Origin of the sequence: Rhodococcus sp. 4CII (assembly GCF_014256275.1) — a bacterium.
Lineage (GTDB): Bacteria > Actinomycetota > Actinomycetes > Mycobacteriales > Mycobacteriaceae > Rhodococcus_F > Rhodococcus_F wratislaviensis_A.
The window spans coordinates 19789-42402 of record NZ_JACCFE010000001.1 but is presented as its reverse complement, the minus strand read 5'-3'; the positions used below and the strand labels follow the sequence as shown (position 1 = coordinate 42402).

General features: G+C 64.5%; 21 protein-coding genes and 1 pseudogene. 3 read left to right on the top strand and 19 right to left on the bottom strand.

All coding sequences use genetic code 11. From position 1 onward, the window contains the following. Positions 1–643 precede the first annotated feature (643 nt). The 15 genes and pseudogenes from H0B43_RS00190 to H0B43_RS00115 form a co-directional block, all read right to left on the bottom strand. Complete coding sequence (locus tag H0B43_RS00190; protein WP_185730644.1) at positions 644–1150, bottom strand: hypothetical protein; 507 nt, start codon at positions 1148–1150, stop codon at positions 644–646. Between the two features lie 743 nt (positions 1151–1893). Further along, positions 1894–2376, bottom strand: a complete 483-nt coding sequence (locus H0B43_RS00185; protein WP_185730643.1) for a hypothetical protein — start codon at positions 2374–2376, stop codon at positions 1894–1896. A 470-nt stretch (positions 2377–2846) separates the two neighbouring features. After that, on the bottom strand, positions 2847–3605 hold the full coding sequence (locus H0B43_RS00180) for an HNH endonuclease family protein (protein ID WP_252190414.1): 759 nt from the start codon (positions 3603–3605) through the stop codon (positions 2847–2849). A 9-nt stretch (positions 3606–3614) separates the two neighbouring features. Next, a complete protein-coding gene (locus H0B43_RS00175) occupies positions 3615–3890 on the bottom strand; it encodes a hypothetical protein (RefSeq protein WP_185730642.1) in 276 nt (91 codons plus the stop codon). Positions 3891–3933: 43 nt separating this feature from the next. Next, positions 3934–5925 carry a cutinase family protein gene (locus H0B43_RS00170; RefSeq protein ID WP_185730641.1) on the bottom strand — a complete coding sequence of 664 codons (1992 nt, stop codon included), beginning with the start codon at positions 5923–5925 and terminating at the stop codon, positions 3934–3936. A 179-nt stretch (positions 5926–6104) separates the two neighbouring features. Continuing rightward, positions 6105–6906, bottom strand: a pseudogene (locus H0B43_RS00165) (hypothetical protein). Beyond that, positions 6906–7448, bottom strand: coding sequence for a hypothetical protein (locus H0B43_RS41130; RefSeq protein ID WP_397517538.1), 543 nt, complete (start codon positions 7446–7448; stop codon positions 6906–6908). Before H0B43_RS41130 ends, H0B43_RS00165 begins: the two are co-directional and overlap by 1 nt. Beyond that, positions 7448–8557 (bottom strand): DUF2637 domain-containing protein, encoded by a 1110-nt coding sequence (locus tag H0B43_RS00155; protein ID WP_397517537.1) that lies wholly within the window; start codon positions 8555–8557, stop codon positions 7448–7450. Before H0B43_RS00155 ends, H0B43_RS41130 begins: the two co-directional genes overlap by 1 nt. Before the next feature lie 268 nt (positions 8558–8825). After that, positions 8826–9263 carry a hypothetical protein gene (locus H0B43_RS41125; RefSeq protein WP_252190413.1) on the bottom strand — a complete coding sequence of 146 codons (438 nt, stop codon included), beginning with the start codon at positions 9261–9263 and terminating at the stop codon, positions 8826–8828. Next, entirely contained in the window at positions 9263–10051 is a 789-nt protein-coding gene (locus H0B43_RS00145; protein WP_185730639.1) for a ParA family protein, read from the bottom strand. Before H0B43_RS00145 ends, H0B43_RS41125 begins: the two co-directional genes overlap by 1 nt. A 517-nt stretch (positions 10052–10568) precedes the next feature. Next, positions 10569–11168, bottom strand: a complete 600-nt coding sequence (locus tag H0B43_RS00140) for a hypothetical protein (RefSeq protein ID WP_185730638.1) — start codon at positions 11166–11168, stop codon at positions 10569–10571. Positions 11169–11667: 499 nt separating this feature from the next. Next, entirely contained in the window at positions 11668–12939 is a 1272-nt protein-coding gene (locus tag H0B43_RS00130; protein ID WP_185730636.1) for a hypothetical protein, read from the bottom strand. Between the two features lie 593 nt (positions 12940–13532). Beyond that, positions 13533–13925, bottom strand: coding sequence for a hypothetical protein (locus H0B43_RS00125; protein WP_252190412.1), 393 nt, complete (start codon positions 13923–13925; stop codon positions 13533–13535). Then, positions 13922–14407, bottom strand: coding sequence for a hypothetical protein (locus H0B43_RS00120; RefSeq protein WP_185730635.1), 486 nt, complete (start codon positions 14405–14407; stop codon positions 13922–13924). The genes H0B43_RS00125 and H0B43_RS00120 overlap by 4 nt, the downstream gene beginning before the upstream one ends. After that, on the bottom strand, positions 14404–14694 hold the full coding sequence (locus H0B43_RS00115; protein WP_054249034.1) for a hypothetical protein: 291 nt from the start codon (positions 14692–14694) through the stop codon (positions 14404–14406). Before H0B43_RS00115 ends, H0B43_RS00120 begins: the two co-directional genes overlap by 4 nt. Before the next feature lie 693 nt (positions 14695–15387). Here H0B43_RS00115 and istA point away from each other — a divergent pair. The 3 genes from istA to H0B43_RS00100 all read left to right on the top strand — a co-directional run bounded on the left by istA (position 15388) and on the right by H0B43_RS00100 (position 18736). Beyond that, complete coding sequence (gene istA / locus H0B43_RS00110) at positions 15388–16926, top strand: IS21 family transposase (RefSeq protein ID WP_185723831.1); 1539 nt, start codon at positions 15388–15390, stop codon at positions 16924–16926. 53 nt (positions 16927–16979) lie between these two features. Beyond that, the gene (gene istB, locus H0B43_RS00105) at positions 16980–17744 is read left to right on the top strand and encodes an IS21-like element helper ATPase IstB (RefSeq protein WP_072816447.1); all 765 of its coding nucleotides are present in this window, start codon (positions 16980–16982) and stop codon (positions 17742–17744) included. Between the two features lie 551 nt (positions 17745–18295). Continuing rightward, positions 18296–18736, top strand: a complete 441-nt coding sequence (locus H0B43_RS00100) for a helix-turn-helix transcriptional regulator (RefSeq protein WP_063786632.1) — start codon at positions 18296–18298, stop codon at positions 18734–18736. A gap of 382 nt (positions 18737–19118) precedes the next feature. Here the strand turns inward: H0B43_RS00100 and H0B43_RS00095 are convergent, their stop codons facing one another. From H0B43_RS00095 to H0B43_RS00080, 4 genes are all read right to left on the bottom strand, one after another. Beyond that, the gene (locus H0B43_RS00095; protein ID WP_185730634.1) at positions 19119–20243 is read right to left on the bottom strand and encodes a GAF domain-containing protein; all 1125 of its coding nucleotides are present in this window, start codon (positions 20241–20243) and stop codon (positions 19119–19121) included. Positions 20244–20287: 44 nt separating this feature from the next. Further along, positions 20288–21112 carry an MBL fold metallo-hydrolase gene (locus tag H0B43_RS00090; protein ID WP_312034163.1) on the bottom strand — a complete coding sequence of 275 codons (825 nt, stop codon included), beginning with the start codon at positions 21110–21112 and terminating at the stop codon, positions 20288–20290. A gap of 275 nt (positions 21113–21387) precedes the next feature. Further along, on the bottom strand, positions 21388–21954 hold the full coding sequence (locus H0B43_RS00085; RefSeq protein WP_185730633.1) for a hypothetical protein: 567 nt from the start codon (positions 21952–21954) through the stop codon (positions 21388–21390). A gap of 62 nt (positions 21955–22016) precedes the next feature. Beyond that, entirely contained in the window at positions 22017–22604 is a 588-nt protein-coding gene (locus tag H0B43_RS00080; protein ID WP_054248309.1) for a hypothetical protein, read from the bottom strand. Positions 22605–22614 lie beyond the last annotated feature (10 nt).

Genomic DNA, 22614 nt, shown 5'->3' with positions numbered 1-22614 from the left:
TTCGGGCCAGGCGGAAGTCGTTGTTGATGTGGGCTTTCGGGAAGACCGGTGGGGGCCTCCGGGCGCCCCTCGTTCAAAGGGATTAGGGAAGACGTCCCGCCTCGCGACGTCAGTCGCAACTCTTTGCAAGAGGCGTCCCAAGCTGAATGGCGAATGGGGAGAATCGGCGGATGACGCAACGACCGCATACGGCGAAGATGCGACCAGAGGGCTCGTAGTCCTCGCGAGCGGGGTGAACAGGTCCCGCACCGGCGGCGCATGACAGCGGAAACCCGGTGCCGACCTGTCCGACAGGCACAAGATCGTCGGCGTCGCGTTTTACGTCTTTGAACTGGAGTTATGCCCCGGCCGGCTTCCCTCCGGACCGGGGCATAACCAGCATAGCAGCAGGTCGAACATATGTGCGAAGATCAGAAGGTGAGGTCCACAGAACCCGCCCCTGACCAGTGCCCCAGGTCACGATCTGACCGGCGGAACGTGCCTGGTCGGATGGGAGGTCTGCGGGTGTGCCAGCGCCGGGCACGGCGGGCATCGCACGTACTTCTGTCGCCACTGCGATACGACGCTGTACGTACCACCGTGCTCCGGGACCGAGTTCAAACCAGGTGAGCGTTGGGCGACACGGGAACAGATGCCTTGATTCTCAGGAACCGAAAATTGAGGCAGACCCACTCCCGGGAGCTGGAGCTGGCGCAGGCACAGCGCTGACAGTGACCAGGACGGGTTGTGTCGTCGCATAGGCGCTAATCGCCCCCGGCGTTCCCCATTCCTCGTGGCCAGGTTCACCGGAATAGTTGTTCACGCATGCCCAGTCGACCTGGTACTCACCCACGGGGATGTCCGGGTAGGTGAGCGGACCGCCCCCGGCGGGGATTTTCACGGGATCGAGAGCGGCACCCTCAAGCCAATCACCCAACCCGGCTGAGAACGTGATCGGGTCCACCTCGGGGTTCGTTCCCGGCTTCGTGCCGTAAATCATGCAGAAGACGTCCGCACCAGTGTTATTGGTGATCGTCGTAGTGACGGTGCTTCCACTGACCGTGGCGGTCAGGGCGACATCTTCCGGTGCCGCGGCAGCCGTGCCGGCAGTCAGCAGGGCTACCGCCGGGACAGCGGCGAACACCGCAAGGGAAACACTTCTCAGCTTCATGCCTGTGATGTGTACCAGACGCAGTGTCGCTCATTCACGTGGCGGACACCGGTCCTACTTCTGCCCCAGCCCCATGCGGCACCACAGTTCGGATACCTCCGTGTATCGGCCCCGACCCTCAAGCGGACCGGTGGGCAGCTCCAGACAAGTTCGATCGCTGACAGATCAGGGTGAGCCGCGGCCCGCCAGCCTCCGGTGTGTTTCAAACTGACGGGCTCGGCATCCGCGCACAGAGCGCGGTAGTCCGTCATCGTAACTGCAACCGAGGCAGCAAATCCTGCGAATCACGTCGCGAGCAGTCTTCCATCCCTTGCCGCGAAGTGCGCCCGTCGCCGGCGGTTTCAGGTCGACGAGGGGTGGGGTCGGGTCGTGAGGGGCGCTTGTAGTCAGAGAACAGCCGAGAGTGAATTTCCTCGGTGATGCTCCCCCGGCGGGGATCAGCGGCGCTCGTCATCGCATCGTTTCCTCTCGACTTTGACACGCAGCGAAGGGGACGTGTCATTTCCCCAGCTCAAACGAATGATCACCGACTCCAGTTCGTCCCATGAGGGGCTGGGCTGGGCCGATCGGCAAGGCATAGGAAGCGCCCCAGCTGGTTACCAGACTGGGGCGCTTCCGGCGCGCTCAGATGCCAAGGGGAGGCTAGAGCGGCCATTGCGGGCTCGGGGGGGAGGATCCCGCAACGCCTACAGAACACGAAGCTGCCACCGATTTCAACACAAGTTGTTACCCGTGTGACTGGATCACGTTGAAGTCATTGCCAATACCCGTGACCGCGCCTCCATGTAGCGGGTGAGGAGGGTGAGCATCTCGGCATCGGGGTGGGCCAGTTCGGGCAGGTCTTTCGCACTGACGATCTGGGTATCGAGAGCTGCGATCTGCCGGCGGCATTCCCCGATCGACTCCGGGGTAACTCGGTCCGCGTCCAGGCGGTCGGTGAGGTACCGGATCGAACCGCCGAGGCTGAGACCAGGATTCTGTGTGGTGTTGTCGCTTCGGCGGGCCGCGACCATTTGCCACCATTCGTCCAGCTCAGCCACAAGTGCCTGCTCGTCACCGACTGCACGCAGGGCACGATCGACGGCCGCGGCGTCGGTGATCTCCCCGTCCAAACATCCTGCTCGGGTCAGGATTTTCCCGAGTTGGTGGTTGGCGAGTTCGTCTCCGCGACTCCACCAGAACGACACCATGACAAGGACCTGCCCCGACCGGTTGGACTCCCCCATCGCCTCTCCCCTTTTCGCTGACGACTGGTCTACCTCACCACAGCTCCGCTTGCGGCCCGGCCGCAGGTTCATCCTGGTCGGGCCGCCGCCGACTGCGTTGCCGCGCACATTGGGCAACGTGTGGTGCCGTCGATGATCCACCCGTTGGTCTGCGCGAAGCTGCACGCGTCAGATTGGCTGGCCACTGCAGCGGTGAACCGGTGCTCGCACAGATCGCAGCGGATCGCCCAGCCATGCCTTCCGCCGGATCGCGTCAGTGTTTGAACAGCCATGTCTCCCCCACGCTTTCACGAACTGTGTCCTCAGCATGGCACACATCAACTTCGCGGAGGAAGTCAGGATCGACCCTCCGCGGGCGTCCTTTGCAAGTCGAGAGAGCCTCCCCACACAACACCGCCCCTGCCTGCGTGGAGGCTATGCCGGTGGGGCGGTGAAGGCGAGGCGTCTGTGTGCACGGTGGCGGCCTAGGGTCATCGGGTGCACTCGCGGCGTGCTGCGTCGACGTCGCCGGCGGTGACGGCTAGGTGGTATTTGGCGGCGACTGCCAGGTAGCTCTGCGCGTACTCGCACCTGAATGCGGTGTTCGAGGGTAGCCAGGTGTCCGGCCCCTGGTCTGATTTCGCCTGGTTCGCTTTGCCCTCGGATGCGAGCAAGTTCGAGGCGGTGTCGTTAGCGAAGGCGACGCGTTGTTCCGGGGTCCAGGTGGCGGCTCCGGCTCGCCATCCTCTCGCGAGGGGATAGACGTGATCGACCTGCACGGCCGATGGCTTCTCGGTCGAGAATGCGATCGCGGTACCGGTGTAGGGGTCGTTGAGTGTGCCCGAGATGACCTTGCAGTCATGGGTGTTCGGCTTGTATCGCACGTCGATCAACTGGGTTCTGAGGATGTCGTTGCGGGTGTCGCAGCCGTTGTGTGAGTCCGGGCCGGTGTAGTTGTCGGTCCAGGATGGGCCGAAGACGCAGCCGTTCCCTTTACCGCAGTCTCGGTCGTATCCGGGCACTGTGGGAAGTTCGTCGACAACCGTCAGCGCGCCAATCAGCTGGTCGAGGCCTGGTGGGGCATCTGTGGGGGCAGGTGCAGGTTCTTCGGTGTCGGCCACCGTGAAGACGTCAGCCAGGGTGGTGTTCATGTCTGTGACGACGGCAAGCACGCTCTGCTGGCCGACGAGCGCGAGCGCCGCAGCGGCCAGAATGGATCCGCCGGCCAGCGCCCGGAACTTGTTCGCCATCAGTTCTCCTCAGTTGGTCGCGGCCGCGCCGTCGGTGAACAGGCCCAGCTGGCTCCGGCGCAGCTGCGTGCGCGTGAGCGTGCCGTTGCCGAGCGCGGCTGGGCGGAGGCCGACATGAAACTGGCCAGGGTTGTGCGGACAGGCGAACACCGCGAGTCCTTTGGCACCGTGGTGGCGCTGCTTACGGACCTTCTTGGCGTCGCCGCGAGCGAGGTAGCCGCGTTGTCGGCACTGTGCGCACCAAATCCACCGTGCGGCGGGATTGTGTGATCGGTGGGTAGTCATGACAGTTCGCCTCTCTACGTACAGATTCGGTGTCGGAGGCGGGTCACGCGGCCCGGCCGATTTGTAGGTTGAGCCAGTCTGAGAGCCACTTGATGGCGCTGCGGCCGGCGTTGTCGACGACGAGATTTCCGTAGTCGGTGTGCGCACCGGAGGTGAAGAAGCTCGCGGCGCTCAGTCCTTCTCCGACCAGGGCGGCGAGGTCGTCTGCGCCCTGGGAGCTGGCCATCGTGGTCAACGATCCGGTCAGGCCGGGTAGGTCGACGTTCTGTGCCTGGGCGGTGATCGCGTTGGAGGCGGTGTTCGTCTGTTTGCCCAGGAGCGCCACGTCGGTCTTGGTGGCTTTCCCGCTGAGCATGTTCACCGCCACGGAGGCAAGATCGAGGCCGACCGGCAGCAGCCCGGTCATTGCCGCTCCGGCGCCGAGCGGGTCAGGTACCTGTCCAGGGGGTGGAAGCAGCTTTTCGACGGCCGCCCATGCTATTTCCTGAATCTGACCGACCAGATTGGCGAGTCTGACGATGTCAACGTTCCCCAGGATCGAGGTCACCAGGGCGGCGATCTGCGTGTACCCGGTGGGATCCGGAATGACAGAGAGGATCTGGGAGACCCACCGCAGGTCGACGCCCGCGGCCAGCCGGACCAACGGCGAGACCTGGTTGTTCAGCTCCCCTGCGATCTGGTGTGCCCCGCGTGCGTCGAGGGCGGCGACCTTCTGCGGGAGCAGGGTCAGGTTGCGGAGGATGCCCGGGAGGTCGAGGGCGGTCACGTTCGTCACCACGTTGAGCGCCTGACCGACGACGACGCTCGGTTTGAGCACCGACAGCACACTCGATGCGGACGAGAGCGCGTCGGCGGGCGTGGCGGCCAGAGGTGCGACCTGGGTGCTCAGCGTTCCTGCTGCGGTGGACAATGCGGTCGCGTCCGGCGAGGCGGACGGCAGGATGGTGGTCCCCGATTGCACCAGCGACGACGCGGTGTCCGCCAGTTTCGCCGCGGTGGTCAGTGCGCTCGACAGATCCGCTTGCGAGGCGACGCCAAGGACCTGGCCGGCGGCGTGCTCTGCCGTGCCGGGCGCTGCGGTGGTCAGTTGGGTCGTGGCTGCAGAGTTCGCGGCGCCACTCGCAATCAGATCGGCCACGGGTGTGAGCGTGTTCATCAGCGAGGTGGCGGACTTCGCAACCTGGGCGACGTCGATCGTGTTCGCGCTGCTCTGCTGCGCCAACGACGTGGTGTTCGCGCTGATCCCGGGCAGGTCGGCCTTGGAGAAATCCGAGGTCAATGCGGTAGCAACGGTCGAATTCCCACCTCCCGCTGTGGCGTCGGCACCGATGCTCGGTGACTTGCTCAGGATGGACCCGAGCGATCCGAGCAGAGGGTTCGAACCCTTCTGGATCGAGCAATACAGGTCCTTGCCGGAGTAGCAGATAGAGGCGACGCGCCCCGAGAGCTTGCCCATCCCCTGCGGGCGCGGGTCGGCAATGCCGGTCCCGGTCGAGCGCGGACCGACGACAGCGGCACCTTTGGTGCCGGCACCGGGGTCGGCCAACAGCCCGACTGCGAGTACTCGCTCGGGTGGGATGGGGCCATTGCCGTTGCCGATGGCGGAGGCCAGGTCGCCGGCCGCGTCCGCGCCCTGGGAATAGCCGGTAATCGTGAACTTTGTTCGCGCGCACCTGCTTGCCTCTTCGGACAGCACGTTGTCCGCCTTCGCGCGTGCGTCGGACTTGCTGTCGGCGTAGGTGTGGCCGTTGTCGAACGCGCGGGCCATGTACGGGAGGGTGTAGACCTCGGCCCGGTCGCCCTGGGTGGTCTTAATGGCGTCGGCGATCGGTTTGAGCATGCCTACCGGCACCGAAGGATCCGCGTTCTCGTTGGTTTCCCAGGTTCCGGGGATGAACAGGTTGTATGTGGTGGCGCACCCCGCCGGGTCGGCGTGTGCGACGGCAGGGGCGGTCAGCGCGGCCGTTCCGGTGGCGACCGTCGCGGTCACCAGTGCGGCGAGTACGCGGCGAGCGGTCGGACGTGTGGCAGGCATCGACACCTCATCTACCCGGCGGACAAGTGGTGGTTCACCTGTCGGTAGGCAGTACCGCTTGTGCCAGCCGGCCATGCCCACGTCGAGGTGAGGGGCACAGTGTCGTGAGTTGGCGCGGAAATCTCTAGCAGCCCTGTGGATAACTCAGTTTGCCCAGCCTGGGAGGCCGCGGCTGGATGTTAGATCCAGTCGATGTGGACGGAGTCGATGTGGTCGAAGTGGAATCCGAATTGATCGCTGTACGTGTCGAAGCCTTTATTTTCGGGGTAGTCGAGGGTGGCGTGCCGCTCGAGCAACGCGACGACGCGGGCGTGATCGTCGCCTGCCAGTGCGGCGGCGAGTTCGCGGGACTCTTCACTGGTGAACGGGGTGTCGGAGTTCGCGAAGTCCAGGGTCGGTTCGGATGCGGTAGTCGTAGCCCTCGTCGGCGCCGTTGCGGACCATGACACCGCCCTTGACGCGGATGACCGCCTTTTTGGGTGTTCCGTCGGGGCGCAGTACGCCGGCGCGTTTCATGATGTCCTCGGCTTTGACGTTGCGGAGTTTCTTGCTGGCGTCGGCGCGCAACTCGTTCGTTTCACCGGACCGGTATCGGGAGACCGCGGAGCGGGATCGGCCGATCTTCGCGGCCACAGCGTCGATGCCGCCGAGGCGTTCGATCGCCGCACGGCGTTGCGCTCGCTCGAGAACATCCGGGTGGGGGATGCGGCCAAGTTGGGCCCACCGGCGCAACGTGCGGGCGGACGGCGGTGTGCGGCCGGCATCGATTGCGGCCTGCCGCAGGCCCTCGTTGCCGAGTTCCTTACGCAACTGTTTCACCGAGACCTTGCTGGTTAAACCCGCGAGTCCCCCGCTTTTGACCTGCTTCGACTTCTCCACACCGCTGGTCGCGGCGCTGGCGACGGAAACCTTGAGGCCATCGAGACCGACCGCCTGCTGCGCCGGCTTCGTGGTGCGCGGCTTGGGAAGATGCAGGGCCATCAGAGTTCCCCCTCCCCTTCGTCGGCGGCGAACTCGTCGTCGGCGAATGCCGCCCTGATCACCAATGCCTCGCAAGCGACCTGGCCGACGACCCACATCTGCGGAGGGGCACCCAGCGGGGTCAGGGAGGCCCAGCGAATCAGCTTGTCGAGCTTCTCGACCGAATCGACCGGACCGGTCAGCTCACGCCCGGACGGCGTGTACGTGCCCGCGGCGGTCACGATCAGGCGTGCCCGTCGGCGTCCTCCCCCCACCGGCAACGACTCCCACACCGGCGTCGGCGTTGCGGCCGACTCGGCTGCATCGTCGGCAACACCGGCGTCCGTTGCGTCCGCCTCCGATGTTGCTTCGTCGCCGTGCTCCTGGAGCGCAACGTCGGCTTCAGTTGCGTCCGCAACGGGTGAGTGTTGCAACGCAACGTCGGTTTCGGTGGTCGTTGTTGCCGCACCAACGTCCGTCGGCACCTCCTCCTCGTCCGCCTCGCCGGCGGTCAGGTCAAAGAGCGCGAACCGATCGTCGCCGCTCTTGCCCGGGCGGGACATCAGCGTGCCCCCACCAACGTGTACTGCTGGTCGGGCGTTGCCGCAATGCGGTTATCGGTTGCGTCGTCGACCTCGGGCAGCGGCGGCGTTCGGAATCCGGCCTCCACAGCGCGTTGCTCGACCTTGACGAAGCGGCGCATTGCGGTGGATGCCGCCTTGGCCCGGGTAATCGTCGCGATTTCCGCGTAGCTGAGGTTCTCAGTAATCCGGAGACGCGCTGTCTCCTTGACGACGGGCTCGAAGTCGCACGAGTCGATGAAGTCGAGGAGATTCTCGATGGTCTGCTCCTCGTCCGGCAACACGTAGATCTCCTGGGAGCCCTCGTCCAGCGCATTGCCTGCAACGCCCCACTCCCCCAGGTCCGCAACGTCCGCAACGTCCGCAACGTCCGCAACGTCGGCAACGATCGGTTCGGGGACCTGCGCAACAGGCTGCGTGTCGGTCGCAATGGTGGTCTGGTCCTCGACCGACAGTTCGGCATCGGCCGATGTCGCTAGCGCCGCCGGGTCGGCAGCCTCAGCAATCGACGAGTACGCAACGGCCGATGCCTGCGCAACGTCGTGGTCGCGCGCAATGGATTCTGCTCGGTAGCGCACCGAGGCAGGATTGTGGACGGTCTCCACGTTGCGCTCAGGGGTGTTGTCGGCGATTGCGGGCATCAGCCGGGCGGCGTTGACGACCTCTGCGTATTCGCTGTGGGCGGTGCCGATTGCCTTGATGAGGATGCCCACACCGTGGGTGAAGGCCAGAACCAACAGGGGCGGGATGATCGCAATGAGAGCGGCCCCGGTGGGTGCGAGCGGTATGTAGCCCAGGTCGATGCCGGCCGCAACGTTGCGTGCGGAGATCTCGGCCGCCTTGTACGCATGGACGGCGTTGCCGATCACACTGATCAGTACAACGGCGATCGCAAGTCCCAGAAAGAACCTTTTGCCGGCCGAGCTGCCGCTGATCTTGCTGAGTGCAACGACGGCAATCGTTGCGCCGAAGATTGCGCCGTCGACGATCGCGGGAAAGATCCAGGTGAGCCAGTACGGCAGGGTGGCCTGCAATGCGAGGTCGCGAAGCACGGCGAAGGACAGTACGAAGGCACCTGCCGTGATGCCCACCGCAATAAGGATCGCAACGACCAGGGCCGCGATCAGGGCGCGGAGCTGGATTCGTGCAGCCTTGAGATTAAGGTCATTCATAGATCGGGGTTTCCTTCCACGGGGTCCCGGTCGATGAGGCCCCGCCGGCTAGGCCCCGGCGGGGTCTCTCTCGTTGCCGCCGTTGCGGCCGTTGCTACGCAATGCTGTTTGTGCTGGCAGGCGCCATATTCTCTTCTGCGCAACGTTGCGCCATATAGCCCATATGGTGGATGCCTGCCCATAGGGGTTATATGGCGATTTCGTCAGCGGGCGCAGGGAAAGGCTCGCCGTTGTTGTACTGGGTTTCGAGCTTGGTGCACAGCTGATCGATCGCGGTGCGGATGAACACCTGCTGGCTCTTGATCCCGGTGCGGGGGCGGGTGTGTTCGAGTGCGGCGACCATGCGGTCCTTCAGTTCTTCTTCCAACGACAGCAGGATGTCGGTGGTCTGGGCTTTGCGTTTCTTCTCTGTTGCCGGTTTCGCCGACGCCGGTGCGGCCTTGCGTTGCCGCGGCGTTGCAGGCGATGTTGCGGAGCGAGTGACTGTTGCGGGCGCGTCAGGCGACGTTGCGGTCGACTCTGACGCAACAGTGCCTGGCGTTGCGGTCGTCGTTGCCGCGGGCTGAGCGAACGGGGTTCGCGTACTACGAGGCACGGGTCGGGCAGGTTGGGGAATTTTGCTCATCAGAGGGCCACCTTCTCCAGGATCTCGATGAAGTTGATATGGAGGTTGCGGGACCAGACCGGATTGGAGGGGTGTTCGTCGAAACCCATGCCGACGTTGGTCAGCTTGGAGATATCCCCCTTGTGCATGATCGGGTCGCCAAGCAGGGCGATACCATCCGCGGCCCCGTACTCCTTGAGGTAGTCGATGACCTCCGCGTGATCTTTCCGACGGCCGTCAAGTTTGTTGACGACAATCCCCGCGATTGGGAGGACCTTGTCCATGTACTCGGCCAGGTCTTCGAGAGCTGTCTGGAGCGAATTAAGGCCGTCGACTGCATCGTGTTCCGGGTTGACGACGATCAGGAGATTGTCGGCGGCGTACAAGGCGCTCCGGGAAACGAGGTCAATCGCAGGGCGGCAGTCGATCAGGATGTGCTCGTAGTCGCCGGATACCGGCTTGAGAGCACGGGCGAAGGACATCTCTCCTCCGGGCTTGGTGCCGAGCTGGTCCGAGACCGCTTGAAGTTCAGCGAAGCCCGACGGCACGACGTGAATCTCTTCCCGTCGCGCGGCGACAATCGCGTCCCGCATCGGCAGATCCGTCTGGCGGTCGAGAACATCCGCGAGCGAATGGGGCGACGGTTCAGCTGTCGTGTAGCCGGTGAGGTGCTTCGTGGAGTTGCCCTGCATGTCCGCGTCAACCAGCAGAACCGTCCGGCCGGTAGCGGCAGCGGCATGCGCGAGCCCACCGGCGACCACGGTCTTTCCGACGCCACCTTTGAGGTTTGCGATCGCAGTGATCGTCATGTTCCTCCCCTCTCCTATTCCCATATGGGCGCTTATATAAGCTTATATTAGCTTATAGCTAGTGCACATATCTTTGGTTTGCTCCGGTTAGCTAGTCAGATCGTATGTAGGGCAAGCGCATATAACCTGCAGTGACATGCAGTTACCTAAGGAAATCTCAGATCATCTCTGCTACCGGAATCTCACAAAACAGCAGCTGACTACAGCTGCTCTTTGCTCATCGGAGATCTTCTGACGAGGCGGAGCAGCAGGTCAGATACCGCTCCAGAAGCCAACCGCAGCCTTGTAGGGGTCATCCTTCGCGCAGAAATTCTCCCCGCGCCTGGCCGTTCCATGGCACAGGTTCCGCAAGCGCAGCACTAACCACCCTCAGTAGGGGAGCAAAGCGCAGTAGGGGAGCAGAGCGAGAAGACGTGTAGCCCGTGTTCAGCAACCTTCACGTCTTCGCGGTATCCACGAACCCCGCATGTCCATTCGATTGCTTCCCATGGAGACAGATCGGCCTACGAACGGGATCTCAGCGTCGGACGCGGACATTCTCGCGGGAAGGCCCATGAACCGTGACACCGCGCTCAGTGGTCGCCCGAGCGCCGTCCCTGAGAACGAGATGCGCGTTGCCACTGGCATGGACCACCGCATCGCCCTCCGCGTAGACCACCGCGTTGTCGTAGGCATTAACGAAGGCGCTGTCCGTCGCGTTGACCTGGGCGCTGTCGCAGGCGTTGATACCGGCATGGTTGCGCGCAATCACGATGCAGTCGTCAAACGCGTCGACGACTGTGTTGGTGTAGGCGTAGAGCCGCACCCGGCCCGTGATCTGGAGGCGGGCGGCGTCCGTGGCGACGATCTGCGCGGTCTCCGGGAGCGGGGTGTCGAGGTGGATGCGGACTAGAGAAGTACCAATGATGCGGATGGTCCACTCGTTCGTCTTGGCTTTGGCGAACGTGCGGTCGTCGAGTTCGATCTCGCTGCCGGCGGTGTCGACGACGACGGTGGTGGCCCCGATGCGTAGCCGTTCGCGGACCGAGTCGGAGTTCCTGCTGACCTGCTCCGTTCGTTGCTGGCGAGCGGGGGAGCGGCGCCGTTTGGCTGGCGTCTTCGTCTGGCTCGTCGACACGTGGGGCTCCGTCCTCGAAGTAGGTGCGGGGTGAACGCGGTCGTTTCCGGCACCTTATGCCGAATCTTCCTTGTCAGCGGGAACCCGCGCAATAACGCGCTCCGTGCCGCTTCCGGAAGCCGGTGGAACACCCGAAGTCGGGAGGCTGGCTCGCCTTCGAGCAGACCGAGGAAGGGCGCACCGTCGAGCTGAAAGACGGCTGGGCGGTCGTCGGGCGATCTGCCATCACCGGCCATGAAATAACCCAGGGGGAAAGGGCAGCAGCTGCACGGCTCCGTGTTAAGGCTGACCGTCTCAAGGGAGTGAAAACTCCGCAAGAAATAGTCAGCATTGCGGAGCAATAGGCTCCGTCCAGTTAGCTGCATCTGAAAGATCAATCTCAGGGGATACCCGGCTTGAGGTCGGGGATCCCCTCTCGGTTCAAGGGGCACTACCCCGTGATTCGCCACGAAGCTCGGAAAGGCGAGGAGTTGTATCCGATGGAGGCTGGTGGCAGCGATCATTCGTGGCCCCCTCCGTGGTGTGTGGTGCTCGCAGCGGCAGCGAGTGTGCGCCAATTCGCTCGCATCGCCGCGCGGTGTTCGGCACTTGCTGCCCGGGAGCGGGCCTCCGCAGCCTCGGTAGCGCGTGCCGCCTGCTCAGCGCGTCGCTGGGCGTCGATTCTGGCTCGTTGCTGGCTCGGGGAGGGGCCGGTGAAATCGATGCGTGAGAGCCGCATGTGGGCGTATCGGACCGGGTTCTGGACCGAGTAGCCGCCGGTGCGCCAGCTCTTCGCGTCCGGCCAGGTCCACCCCCGGTTCTGGGTGTCGCGGGTGAGGGCGTCGGCGATGTCGCGGCCGGTCCAGCGGGTGGTGTCGATGCCGGTGCGTACGAGCACGTCGACGAGCTGGCCGATATGTCCATCCGGCGTCAGTGCGGGGGCGAGTCGGGCGAGTTGTGCGGCCGCGCGTTGGGTGTGCAGGGGCCGGTACGTGTTGGTGGAAATTTCTCCTGTGTGCGTCGCGCGCTTGGTGAGTTCTCTCTTACGAGAGAACTTCTCAAGAACTGAAGAACCAAGAGATAGGGTGTCCCGCTCGCTGAGCTGGGGATTACTCGCCGCGGCTTTGGCGGCTGCTGCCTGCTGCCGTTGGCGACGCTGCCGATGCGCCTGTGACCGGTGCACAGAGCGTGCGGGGGAGCGCCGCTGAGCAGCTACTGGCTGAGGAGTGACCTCGATGACCCATCGGGGGCTCGACAGGGCCCACACGCTCGCAGCTCCGCGCTGGTGGCCGCCATGGTGCAGCTCGGCCGCCATGAATTCACGGCTCTGCAGTTGGCGACCGCGGACTACCTCGTAGCCCACACTCAGGTCACGGAGCACGCGTCGTGCCCGTTGGACCACCGATTCGGATACCCCTGCCACCCGGCCGATCTTGGCCACCGAAGCAGTGACGTCCCGTCCGGTGGTGGAGTCGGCGAATCGTGCGTGGGCGGCCGCGACCGCGACCATCGTTTCAACGCCAATGCGGCGCTTTTTGACCGCAGCCCGGCCGGTGTCGGTGTTGGTTACCGCGTGGCGAACCTGTCGCAGCCACGCACCCTTACCCGACCACACCGGGATATCCCGGTACGCGCCTTCAGCGACGGGTAGTGCCCACGAGCTGCCACGCTGACCACTCGCATGGTTGAGGTGTTCGAGTTCGCTGACGTTGTGGTGCGCGGCGTCAACGAGTGCGGCCCACTCCGGATCGGGAGCAGGATCGACTGCTTGCACCGGCGTGTCGGACGACACGCCGAGCGTCGATGATCGAGTTAGCAATGCTGATTCAGGGTATGAGTTACCCTGGGCGGTACCTGTCACAGGTAAAAGCCCTTCGGGGTTTGCAGTACGAGTTCGAAAGTTCGCGCTTTCGAAACTCACCTCAGAGAACGTGACGGCCCTGCCAAGGCCTTCACCCTCCTGGTGAGGAGGACCTGCCAAGTCCTCCTCGACGAAATCCGCGGTTGCGGTTCCTGACTTGAAACCACCCCCACCAGGGGGTTTTTTCGTTTTCTGAGGGTCTGCGCTGATGAAATTAGGTATCGAGGACGTTCATTTCGTTACTCAGCCACAGCCATCACTTCCTTCCCTCTGGACACAGGTCATCGACCATCTCACCACGCCCGATGGCGCCGATCGGTTAGGCACGCGTGATGCATTTGTGACGAATCTGCTCATGCTGCGACCTCCTGCGACTCAGGGCTCGAGAGGGTGTCCCAGGCCGCGATTGCAGCCCGAACTGCCGTGACACCAGAAGGCTGACCGCCAAACGCCCAGAACACCGTCGTGACGGTCTCGATGCCGAACTCGACGCCGTGAGGTGTGTCGCGTGCGATTTGAGGTGGTCACCACGGGCGGTCGAGACCATTGCGGCTCTGCGACGACTGAAGCCGGGGAGCGGCTGAGAACGCCGGCGTCTGCTCTCGGCGTACCGGCTTCGGCGCGGGTCGGGCGGTGAGCATGCGTTGAGCGATGGTCGCGACTTCGCGGACCTGGTCGACCGAGGCAGTTTCCGGGTCCGATACGACGAGATCAATCACGTCGAGAAGCGAGTCGCGTGTTCCAACCCCGAATCCGGACTGACCTGCGGAGAGCAGGAGCGGACCGTGGTCGTGGATGAGGTCCTCGGCGTCGAGCACGGTGACGTCATCGGCGACCCGTCGCGCGCAGACCATCTCCTGCATCGGGATGAGTTCCCACTCGTGTCCATGGCGGTCGGTGGCGGTGACGTTGGTCATGCGGCTGCCCCTCTCGTTGAGCTGTGGAAACGGGTGGTCCACGCCTCGATTGCCGTTGAGATCCGGTTCTCGGCGACCGCCGTCGGATGAACGGCGAGATGCGCCCAGAAGGCGCTGGTGACCGTCTCGACACCACTGAAGTTGCCGCCGGCCAAGTAGTCCCGGGCATCGATCGACGAGTTGGCTACCGCGGCCCATGCGTAATCGGACGGCGCGCGATCGAGCTTGATCGCCGCCAGCTGCTCGAAGACGTTCCAGCGTGCGGAGATCGAGTCGACAGAGTCGATCGGTGTGGCGCGGCAAAGGGAGGCGACAGTCTGCGCCTCGGCCTGTGAGAACCCGGGGACCGTGACGAGACCCCACTGCGGGTGGGCATAGAGGTCGGCGATCCAACCCCACCGAATGGCTGAGGGGCCCTCAGTGGCAGGGGACTCCAGCTGACCAGTGGCCATGAAGTAGACGCGATCGACGAGTGATGTCATGCCGCCACCCCTCGGTTGGCCTCACGCTGGCCTTCGCTCCGGTTGTAGTAGGCGCGCAGGTCACGGCGGGTCAGGATGGCTCCGCCGTCGTGGCGGTACGCAACTGCCGCCCAGATCATCGACTGCGGGGGAGTGCCCGCGCTGGTCAACTCCGCGACCTCTCTCCGGCAGGCGGCAAGTCGCGGGCACCGCAGGCATTCGGCCTGGGCGTCGAGGCCGGCGCGGTAGGAACCTGCATCCAGGTCCCAGGATTCAGGGTCGATCGAGCAGGGCGTGGGGGCGGTCATGCTGCGACTCCAGCCCGCGTCGTATCCCATCGACTTCGAGAGCCCGAGGCCACTGCTTCGTATCGCGCCAGGTGGCGGTGTTCGATTCGGTTTCCACGCAGGTCGTAGGCGTCGCCGGCGACGATCATCCCTCGCGGCGGCTCACCTTGTTCGATTGCCCGGAGGATCTCGGTGCGGCATTGGGCGAGGAGCGGGCACTGCTTGCACGCGTCAATTACGCGCCGCAACTGGGCTGCGCTCTGCCCCTCAACCTCCCATGCCTGCGCTCGGCCGGAGCAGAGTGCCGAATCTTGGGCCTCTGGTCGAATCTGTGTGACGCCGCGGCTCTCGAGCTCCCTCCGAATAGCGCGGAGTGCTGGGCACTCCTCGCACCCGGCGGTGTAGGTGAATCCGCAGCGCAGGCACCGGCCGGTAGAGGTTGGGCGGTGTTGAAGTGATGAGGCCAGCAGATCGCTGGTCGAGGAGTTCGAAAACTGAGTTCCGCGGGTGCCCGTCTTCGCATCTGTCAGCGGTCATGTAATTCCCCAGGTTGAGGGGTTCGGCCGTCACGTAATTCCCCACCCTGCCGTCACGTAATTCCCCACCCTGGGGCGTGTCGGCCGGGGTTCGGGTGCTGCTGCAGGTTCGCTCCTGACTGGGCCATCGACAACGGGCCCGGGAAGGGGCCTGACGGTGGCAAGGAGAACGTGGACGATGACCGATCTGATGGAGTTGTTCCGGCACTGGCATGCCGGCCGGTCCCAGGTGCAGATCTCGACGGCCCTGGGGATCGACCGCAAGACGATCCGGAAATACCTGGCACCCGCGTTGGCGGCGGGGCTGGCGCACGGCGAGGGCGGGAAGTTCGACGAGGCCCTCTGGCGGGAGCTGATCTCGGGGTGGTTTCCGGAGGTCGGCGACCCGTCGGCGAGGGCGGTGACGTGGCCGGCGATCGCCGCGCACCACGACTGGATCAACGGGCAGCTGACCGCGTCGGTGACGGTCGCGACGATTGCGCAACGCCTACGTGACGACCACGGCGTCGCGGTGTCCGAGTCGACGGTACGTCGTTATGTGGCAGCGCGATTCGCCGATCAGGTGGCGGAGACGAAGGTGACGGTGCCCCGTGGCCCGGTCCCGCCCGGCGACGAGGCCCAGGTCGACTACGGCAAGCTCGGCATGTGGCGGGATCCGGCCACCGACCGTCGGGTGGCGGTATGGGCGTTCGCGATGATCCTGACCTGCTCGCGGATGCTGTTCGTCCAGCCGGTGCTGCGGATGGACCAGACCTCGTGGTGCGCCTCGCACGTCGCGGCGTTCGAGCTCTTCGGCGGCGTCCCGGCCCGGATGGTGTGCGACAACCTCAAAACCGGGGTCGACCGGCCGGACCTGTACGACCCGAAGATCAACCGCGCCTATGCCGAGCTCGCCCGGTTCTACGGGCTGTTGATCGACCCGGCTCGCGCCGGCAAGCCGAAGGACAAACCGCGGATCGAGCGTCCGATGCCCTATATCCGCGACTCGTTCTTCAAGGGCCGGGAGTTCACCTCACTGGCGCAGATGCAGGACGCCGCCCTGGCCTGGTGCACCGATGTCTACGGCCGGCACCAGCACCGCGGTCTCGACGGAGCGCAGCCGACAGCGGTGTTCGAGGCCATCGAAAAGCACCGTCTCACACAGCTTCCACCGCGACCATTCGAACCGGTCCTCTATCAGGCCGGGAAGGTTGCCCCGGACTGTCATGTCAAGGCCGGCAAGGCCCTGTATTCGGTGCCCTGGCGGCTGATCGGCCAGCAGGTGCTGATTCGCACCAGCGGCGACGTGGTGCAGATCTTCCATACCGAGCAGGTGGTCGCCACCCACGTGCTGCACCTGTCGGGGCGGTCGACGAACCCCGAGCACTACCCGCCGCACAAGATCGCCTACACACTGCAGACCGTGTCCTGGTGCAGGGCGCAGGCCGAGCAGATCGGTCCCGGCGCGGTCGCCGTGGTCGCCGAGTTGTCGCAGGTAAACGCGTTGCATCGGCTGCGGGCGATCCAGGGCATCGTCCGGCTGCGGGACCGCTACGAGGATCGGCGCCTGAATGCGGCGTGCGCCCGTGCCCTCGAGGTCGGGGACCCCAGCTACCGCACCGTCAAGGGCATCCTCGCCGCCGGCACCGAACACGACGGACAGCCCGCCCCGGCCGCCGCGCCGGCGCCGGCGTTCCTGCGCGGACCCGACGCCTTCGACGCCGAACGCACCGCCTGATCTCGACTCCACCCAACTGTCCTGCAATCACGTTGAACCAGGAGGTTTCTGTGATGACCATTCATGATCCCAGCCTGCGTGCTGCACTGAAGACATTGAAGTTGACCGGGATGCTCGACACGCTCGATGCCCGGCTCGCCCAAACCCGGGACGGGCAGCTCGGACACCTCGAATTCCTCCAAGTGCTGTGTGAGGACGAAATCGCCCGCCGGGAAACGGCGGCGCTGGCCCGCCGGCTGCGGCGGGCCAGGTTCGAGCAACAGGCCACGTTCGAGGACTTCGATTTCACGGCGAACCCGAAACTCCCGGCGGCGATGCTGCGGGACCTGGCCGCCCTGCGCTGGCTCGACGCCGGCGAGTCGGTCATTCTCTACGGACCCGTTGGGGTCGGCAAAACCCATGTGGCACAAGCACTCGGGCATCATGTCGCCCGCCGCGGTGGGGACGTGCGTTTCGTCAAGTGCTCCCGCATGCTTGCCGACCTCGCCGGTGGCCATGCCGACCGCACCATCGGTCAGCGGATGCGCGAATACACCCGTCCGCTGGTGTTGATCATCGACGACTTCGCGATGCGCGAGCACACCACCACCCAGTCGGATGACCTCTACGATCTCGTCTCCGACCGGGCGATCGCCGGCAAACCGCTGATTCTGACGAGCAACCGCGCCCCGAAGGACTGGTACCCGCTGTTCCCGAACCCGGTCGTCGCCGAGTCGCTCCTCGACCGGCTCATCAACACCAGCCACCAAACCCTGATGGACGGACCGTCCTACCGACCCCGCAAACGACCCGGACATCGCACCGCCGGCGCAACCTGATCCGCACCCCCACCCGCTCGGGTTACCCTCGACTCAGCACGCCCGAGCATGGGGAATTACGTGACGGACACCCCTGGGGAATTACGTGACGGTCGACACGCATCGCGCTGTGTCAGCTCACGTAGTGCTGCCGCGGCCTCTGGGCACAGCGGTTTGATGATGGTCGGCTCATAGCCGCATCCGGTGCAGCGTCCGTCCATTGTCGAGTGCAGGGACGTGATGCGTACCAGGTCAGCGGCACTTGCAGTTGCCAACGATCGGGTTGCGGATAGGTGCTTCTTGGGACGCTCTATTAGAGCGCCAGCTAACGTGTTCATTGCAGAGGTTCCAATCTGCTATGACCGGCTAGGGGTTGCAGCCCCGCTCCGGTCGAGGCCCCCTGATCGTTGGTAGCGATCGGGGGGTTTCTTGTTGTGTGGGGGAAGTCAGGTGCTCATCCCCCTTGGGATTCTAATATAGTCTTACACCTTATCGCTCTTGTTTATCGTACTTTTTTGTGACAACAGTCCTGGAGGTCGGGCAGCATGGCTCGTTATGCGAGGTTGCCCAGGATGAGCCGGCGAACACTGGATGGGTTCGTGCCTTCCCGGCTCTCCGAGGCGCGTATCGACAAGCACTTGGCGCAGGGCGAACTCGCCCTGCGTGCCGATGTGAGCACGGCCACGATCTCGGCATGGGAAGTGGGTCGATCGACCCCTCAGGTCGATCGATTGATGAGGGTTGTGGAAATTCTCGGACTGCGAATGGACGAGGTGATAGATGTCCCCGTCGAGGAACGCAAACTTGGCACGCTGCGCGAGCTGACTGGTCGAACCCAAGCGCAGCTCGCCGGGATTATCGGCGTGTCGACATCCCTCCTCGCCGCGCTCGAACGCGGACACGCCAAGCTCGGCGATGCTGTCGCTGAACGGCTTGCAGGCGAACTCGGAGTGTCCGTTACCGAGATTCGAGCGGCGTACGAGCGTGGGCGCGCCCGGCCGCCACTCGACTGAGGATTGTGCAGTCGGGCGCAGGGCTGCTGGGGATGTGTTGCTGAGGCGTAACGATCGGCCGGCGAAGGACGATTTCTGCGTCGACCCCCCGAGGTCCCACTTCTTCGCAACGCTGAGCGCTGAGAGAAGTAGCTCGGTTGCTCGAATCGACATAACCCACCCCCGGGAACGGTGTGGCGCAAGAAGATACACGTGTGCCACACGTTGTTTTGCCTCTTCTGAAGCCGACTACGACAAGCCTCAGGAAACTCCCGGGTGGGGAGCGCGGACCTCAGATTAGCAGTCCTCAGGAACTCTGCAACCGAACGATCGGAGCGGTGTGTCGATCTCGCCCATCACGCTGGGCGGGCGAGATCGCTTGCCGCTGTTATTGAATGGTGTACTACCAGCACAGCGGGCCGGTGCCGGGGCGTACCAGCACCATCGCTTGCACCACCGTTACACCGTGCTCGGCGCTGGCTGTAGCCACTCCGGTGATGGTCAGCTCGGCGGGTGTCCACGCCTCCGACTCGGAGAACCGGACGAACAGCACCACGTCGAGGCTGAGGGCGTCTCCGTTCCGAAGTGATTCCCGGGCATGGAGAAATGCATCTCGGCTCTTCTCGTGGATCTCAGCGACCTCGGTGCGCCAGCGAGCGAGCGGTCCAGGAGGTGTGACATCCCATTCCAGGAACAGGCCCGTGATCAGCTCCAGGTATCCGATGCCCATCGGCTCGGCAAGCGACTTCTCGATCGTCATGGCCTGGGTCTTGCTGTACTCGCGGTGGAAATCCCGCTTGGGGTGTGTCTCGTCGGTGAGGTCGTGGATGAGGCCGGCAATGGTCTTCCGGCCGCCGATCTCGCGACCCCGGGTTGTCATGTGCACGCACCGTAGAACCTTGTCGTCGCCCTCCAGGCTGATCTCGGCCGCAAAAGGCTGGCTGGGTTCTATTTGGCCGTGGCCGATCTGACCGACATACACGGTGTAGGCGTCGCGCTTGTCGAAGGCGGTGAAGAAGCGCCAGATCTCGGGAAGGCTGCGGTTGGGCTGGGTGGTGTCGATACCGAGGATCTTCTCCTCAACGATAGGGGTGTGCTCGGACCGCATCGTGGCGAAATCCCACTCGAACGTCCCGACGGTACGTGGAGGGGGCGGCGCTTCTCCGGCCGCTGCGATATATACCTGCACGCCAAAGATTTCCCCATTCGAAGACAGGATGGGGGCCGCATAAGATACCGCGGTTCGGTTCTGCGACAACCAAACCCGATCATGAAGTGGTTTACGGGCTTTGAGGACGGCGCTGATGGCTTTCTGTGCTGCCTCGCGGAGTTTGGCGGCGTCGCCACGGTTCGTCGCGACGCTCCAGCTCCTTTTCATCCGGCTCGCGAAGTCGCGCGCGAGACCGCCTTCGGAGACGACGCAAGGCTCTTGACCTGCATCGACACCGAGAGTTTCGAAAATTACCCAGCCTTGATTGCCGGTTTCTGAGGCGCCATTCTGTTGGCGGCCTTCGAGTACGTCTGTCACGTAGAACTCCCCTCCATCAACCTCAACCCTATGTAAGCGTTGGGTCAGGGGAAAATCGGGCTCTGTTCTGCGCGAAGCCGATCGAACAGAATCGCATCGTGCGCACAAAAGACGGACACTCGCTGTGAGGGGTCGTGTGCGAGTTTGCGGAGTTGCTGGTGATTTGCACGGACTTTCGCGGGAATTGAGGCCAGAGTCAGCTCGATCGCACCCAGCGCCGCGGCGCGGCTTATTGGTGCAGATCGACTGGGGGAGAGTGCTGCTCGATGGTAGAAGGCATCTCCCGCATGAAACAGCCAACCGCGGTTGCTGGTTCGGACCGCGACACCGGCATGGCCGATGGAATGTCCGGGCAACGGGACGAGCCACACGTCTTCGACTCCGATGATCGGGTGTGCGGTGGGAAGGCTGAGTAGCTCTTCTCCGGTCCCGTCGTACGTCTGGAACGAGGTGATCGCCTCGACGTGCGGGCGGCGATACCGGAGACGCTCGGGTAGCCGGCGCCGCGCTTGCGCGGTGCGGAGTTCGGCGGCTGTCGTGTGCACTGTTGCGTGAGGAAAGTCGAGTGCGCCACCGATGTGGTCGTAGTCCAGGTGCGTCGCCACGATGTGGCGCACGTCCGAGAGTTGGTAGCCGAGGGCTTCGATTTGATGTGCGGCCGTCTCCTCCACGCGCAACGCCGGCCCGAGGGCCAGGGCGACGCGGCCGAGCCGATTTTTCGGCGCGGCAATATCCGACCGGCCGATTCCACTGTCGACTAGGACCAGGCCGTCGTTCGTCTCGCACAGCAGGACATGCGAGACCAGGGGGCCGCTTGCGAGCGAATCGAAGGATCCGCAATTCAGATGATGGATACGTCGAACAGACACAGCTAGCACCACCGGGGGATAGGCAGGTGTGGCCAGGCACTGAGCCATGCCGGCCGCCACATCCGGAACCGAAGTCGTCAAGAACCGGGAAACCTTCACACCTGAAGGCGCGGCACTATCTTACGCATCAGTAAGGAGGGTGTCGGATCGGACGCTTGTCCTGGTGCTGGCGGTGAAGCCCCGGGGCGCCTAGATCGCGGTCTGTCGCCGCTCAATTGATGCTTTGAACTGCGTAGACGACACGTCCCCGCGCGGAAGGTGCGTCGCGTCGGCTCTTACTTCAGGCCGCAGCTGATGTGCATGTACATGTCGAAGTCCTCGTACGGGGAGTTCACCATCCAGTGCGGTGGGGTGTCGGCGTCGACCTGGATCTCGACCTCTCCGACCGATGGCTTGTCCCAGGTAACGCCGAGTGGATACTGCTTTGTGCTGCCCTTCGGTCGTGTTCGGTTGACGGCCTCGATCGCCCCCGGGGATTCGGCGAAGTCGTGAGCTGGGTAGCTGAGGGTCTCGTTCTCGACCGTGATGGTCTGGGATCCGTGCGTGAGGGTGGCGTGCCACCCGTTCGGTGCGGTGATGTCGACGGTGAGATTGTCACCCTCGCCGTGGCACTGGACATCGACCTGGTCCGGGGCGGGAAGGGTCACGAGGTCGACGCCTTTGCGGTTGCCGACGCCGATGGCGATGTTGCCGTCCCAACCGTCGGATCCGCCGGACGATTCGGCGGGCGTGACGGTGCCGGGCCGACCGTCATCGCTCGACGAGCCGGAGCATGCGGTCAGGGTGGCGGCGATCATGCTGGTGAGAGCGAGGCCGACGAGCATGCGGCTGCGGTTGGACATCTAGTTTCCCCTCCTGTTGCCGCAGGGCGGCGTTATCGAACTCGGTGCGGTGACTACTGGTTTCAGTACCGGATGGTGTCGATGAGCCAGCTGTCCCCGGCCTTGGTGAGGGTGACCCAGACGGTGGTGTCGGGGGCGACGGGGACTGCATTGTCACCGGTGATCGCGGTCTGATGGATGGTGGCGACTCGGTGAATGAGGGTATCGGTATCGGGCGGGCACCCGGAGCAGCCGATCATCACGTCGGCGACGACCTTCGAGTTCGCGGTGGCCCATTGTCCCCATTGCACTCCGGGTCCGCGTTCGGTCGTGACCGGGACGGCCACTTGCGATGCCAGGCTGTCGGTCAGCCACTGTCGAGCCCGGATGAAGCCGTCATTGGGGGACTGGTCGGTGGCCGGGTACCAGGTGAACGCGACAGCCAGGGCCTGGCGGGCTGCCTCCTCCGCCGCCGCGGCGCCTGGCGCCGGTGTCGCAGCGGTCGGCGGAGGTACTGGAGCAACGGTGATCGACGGCGCAGGGGCGGACGTCGTCGACGTCTCTGCAGGCAAGGTTTGCGGATCTTCTCCGTTCGGCCGGCACGCATAGACGAGGATGGCGACCAGGGCGCCGAGGAGCACCACCACGGCCAGGAATCGACGCACGCTCATCTCGGTCCTC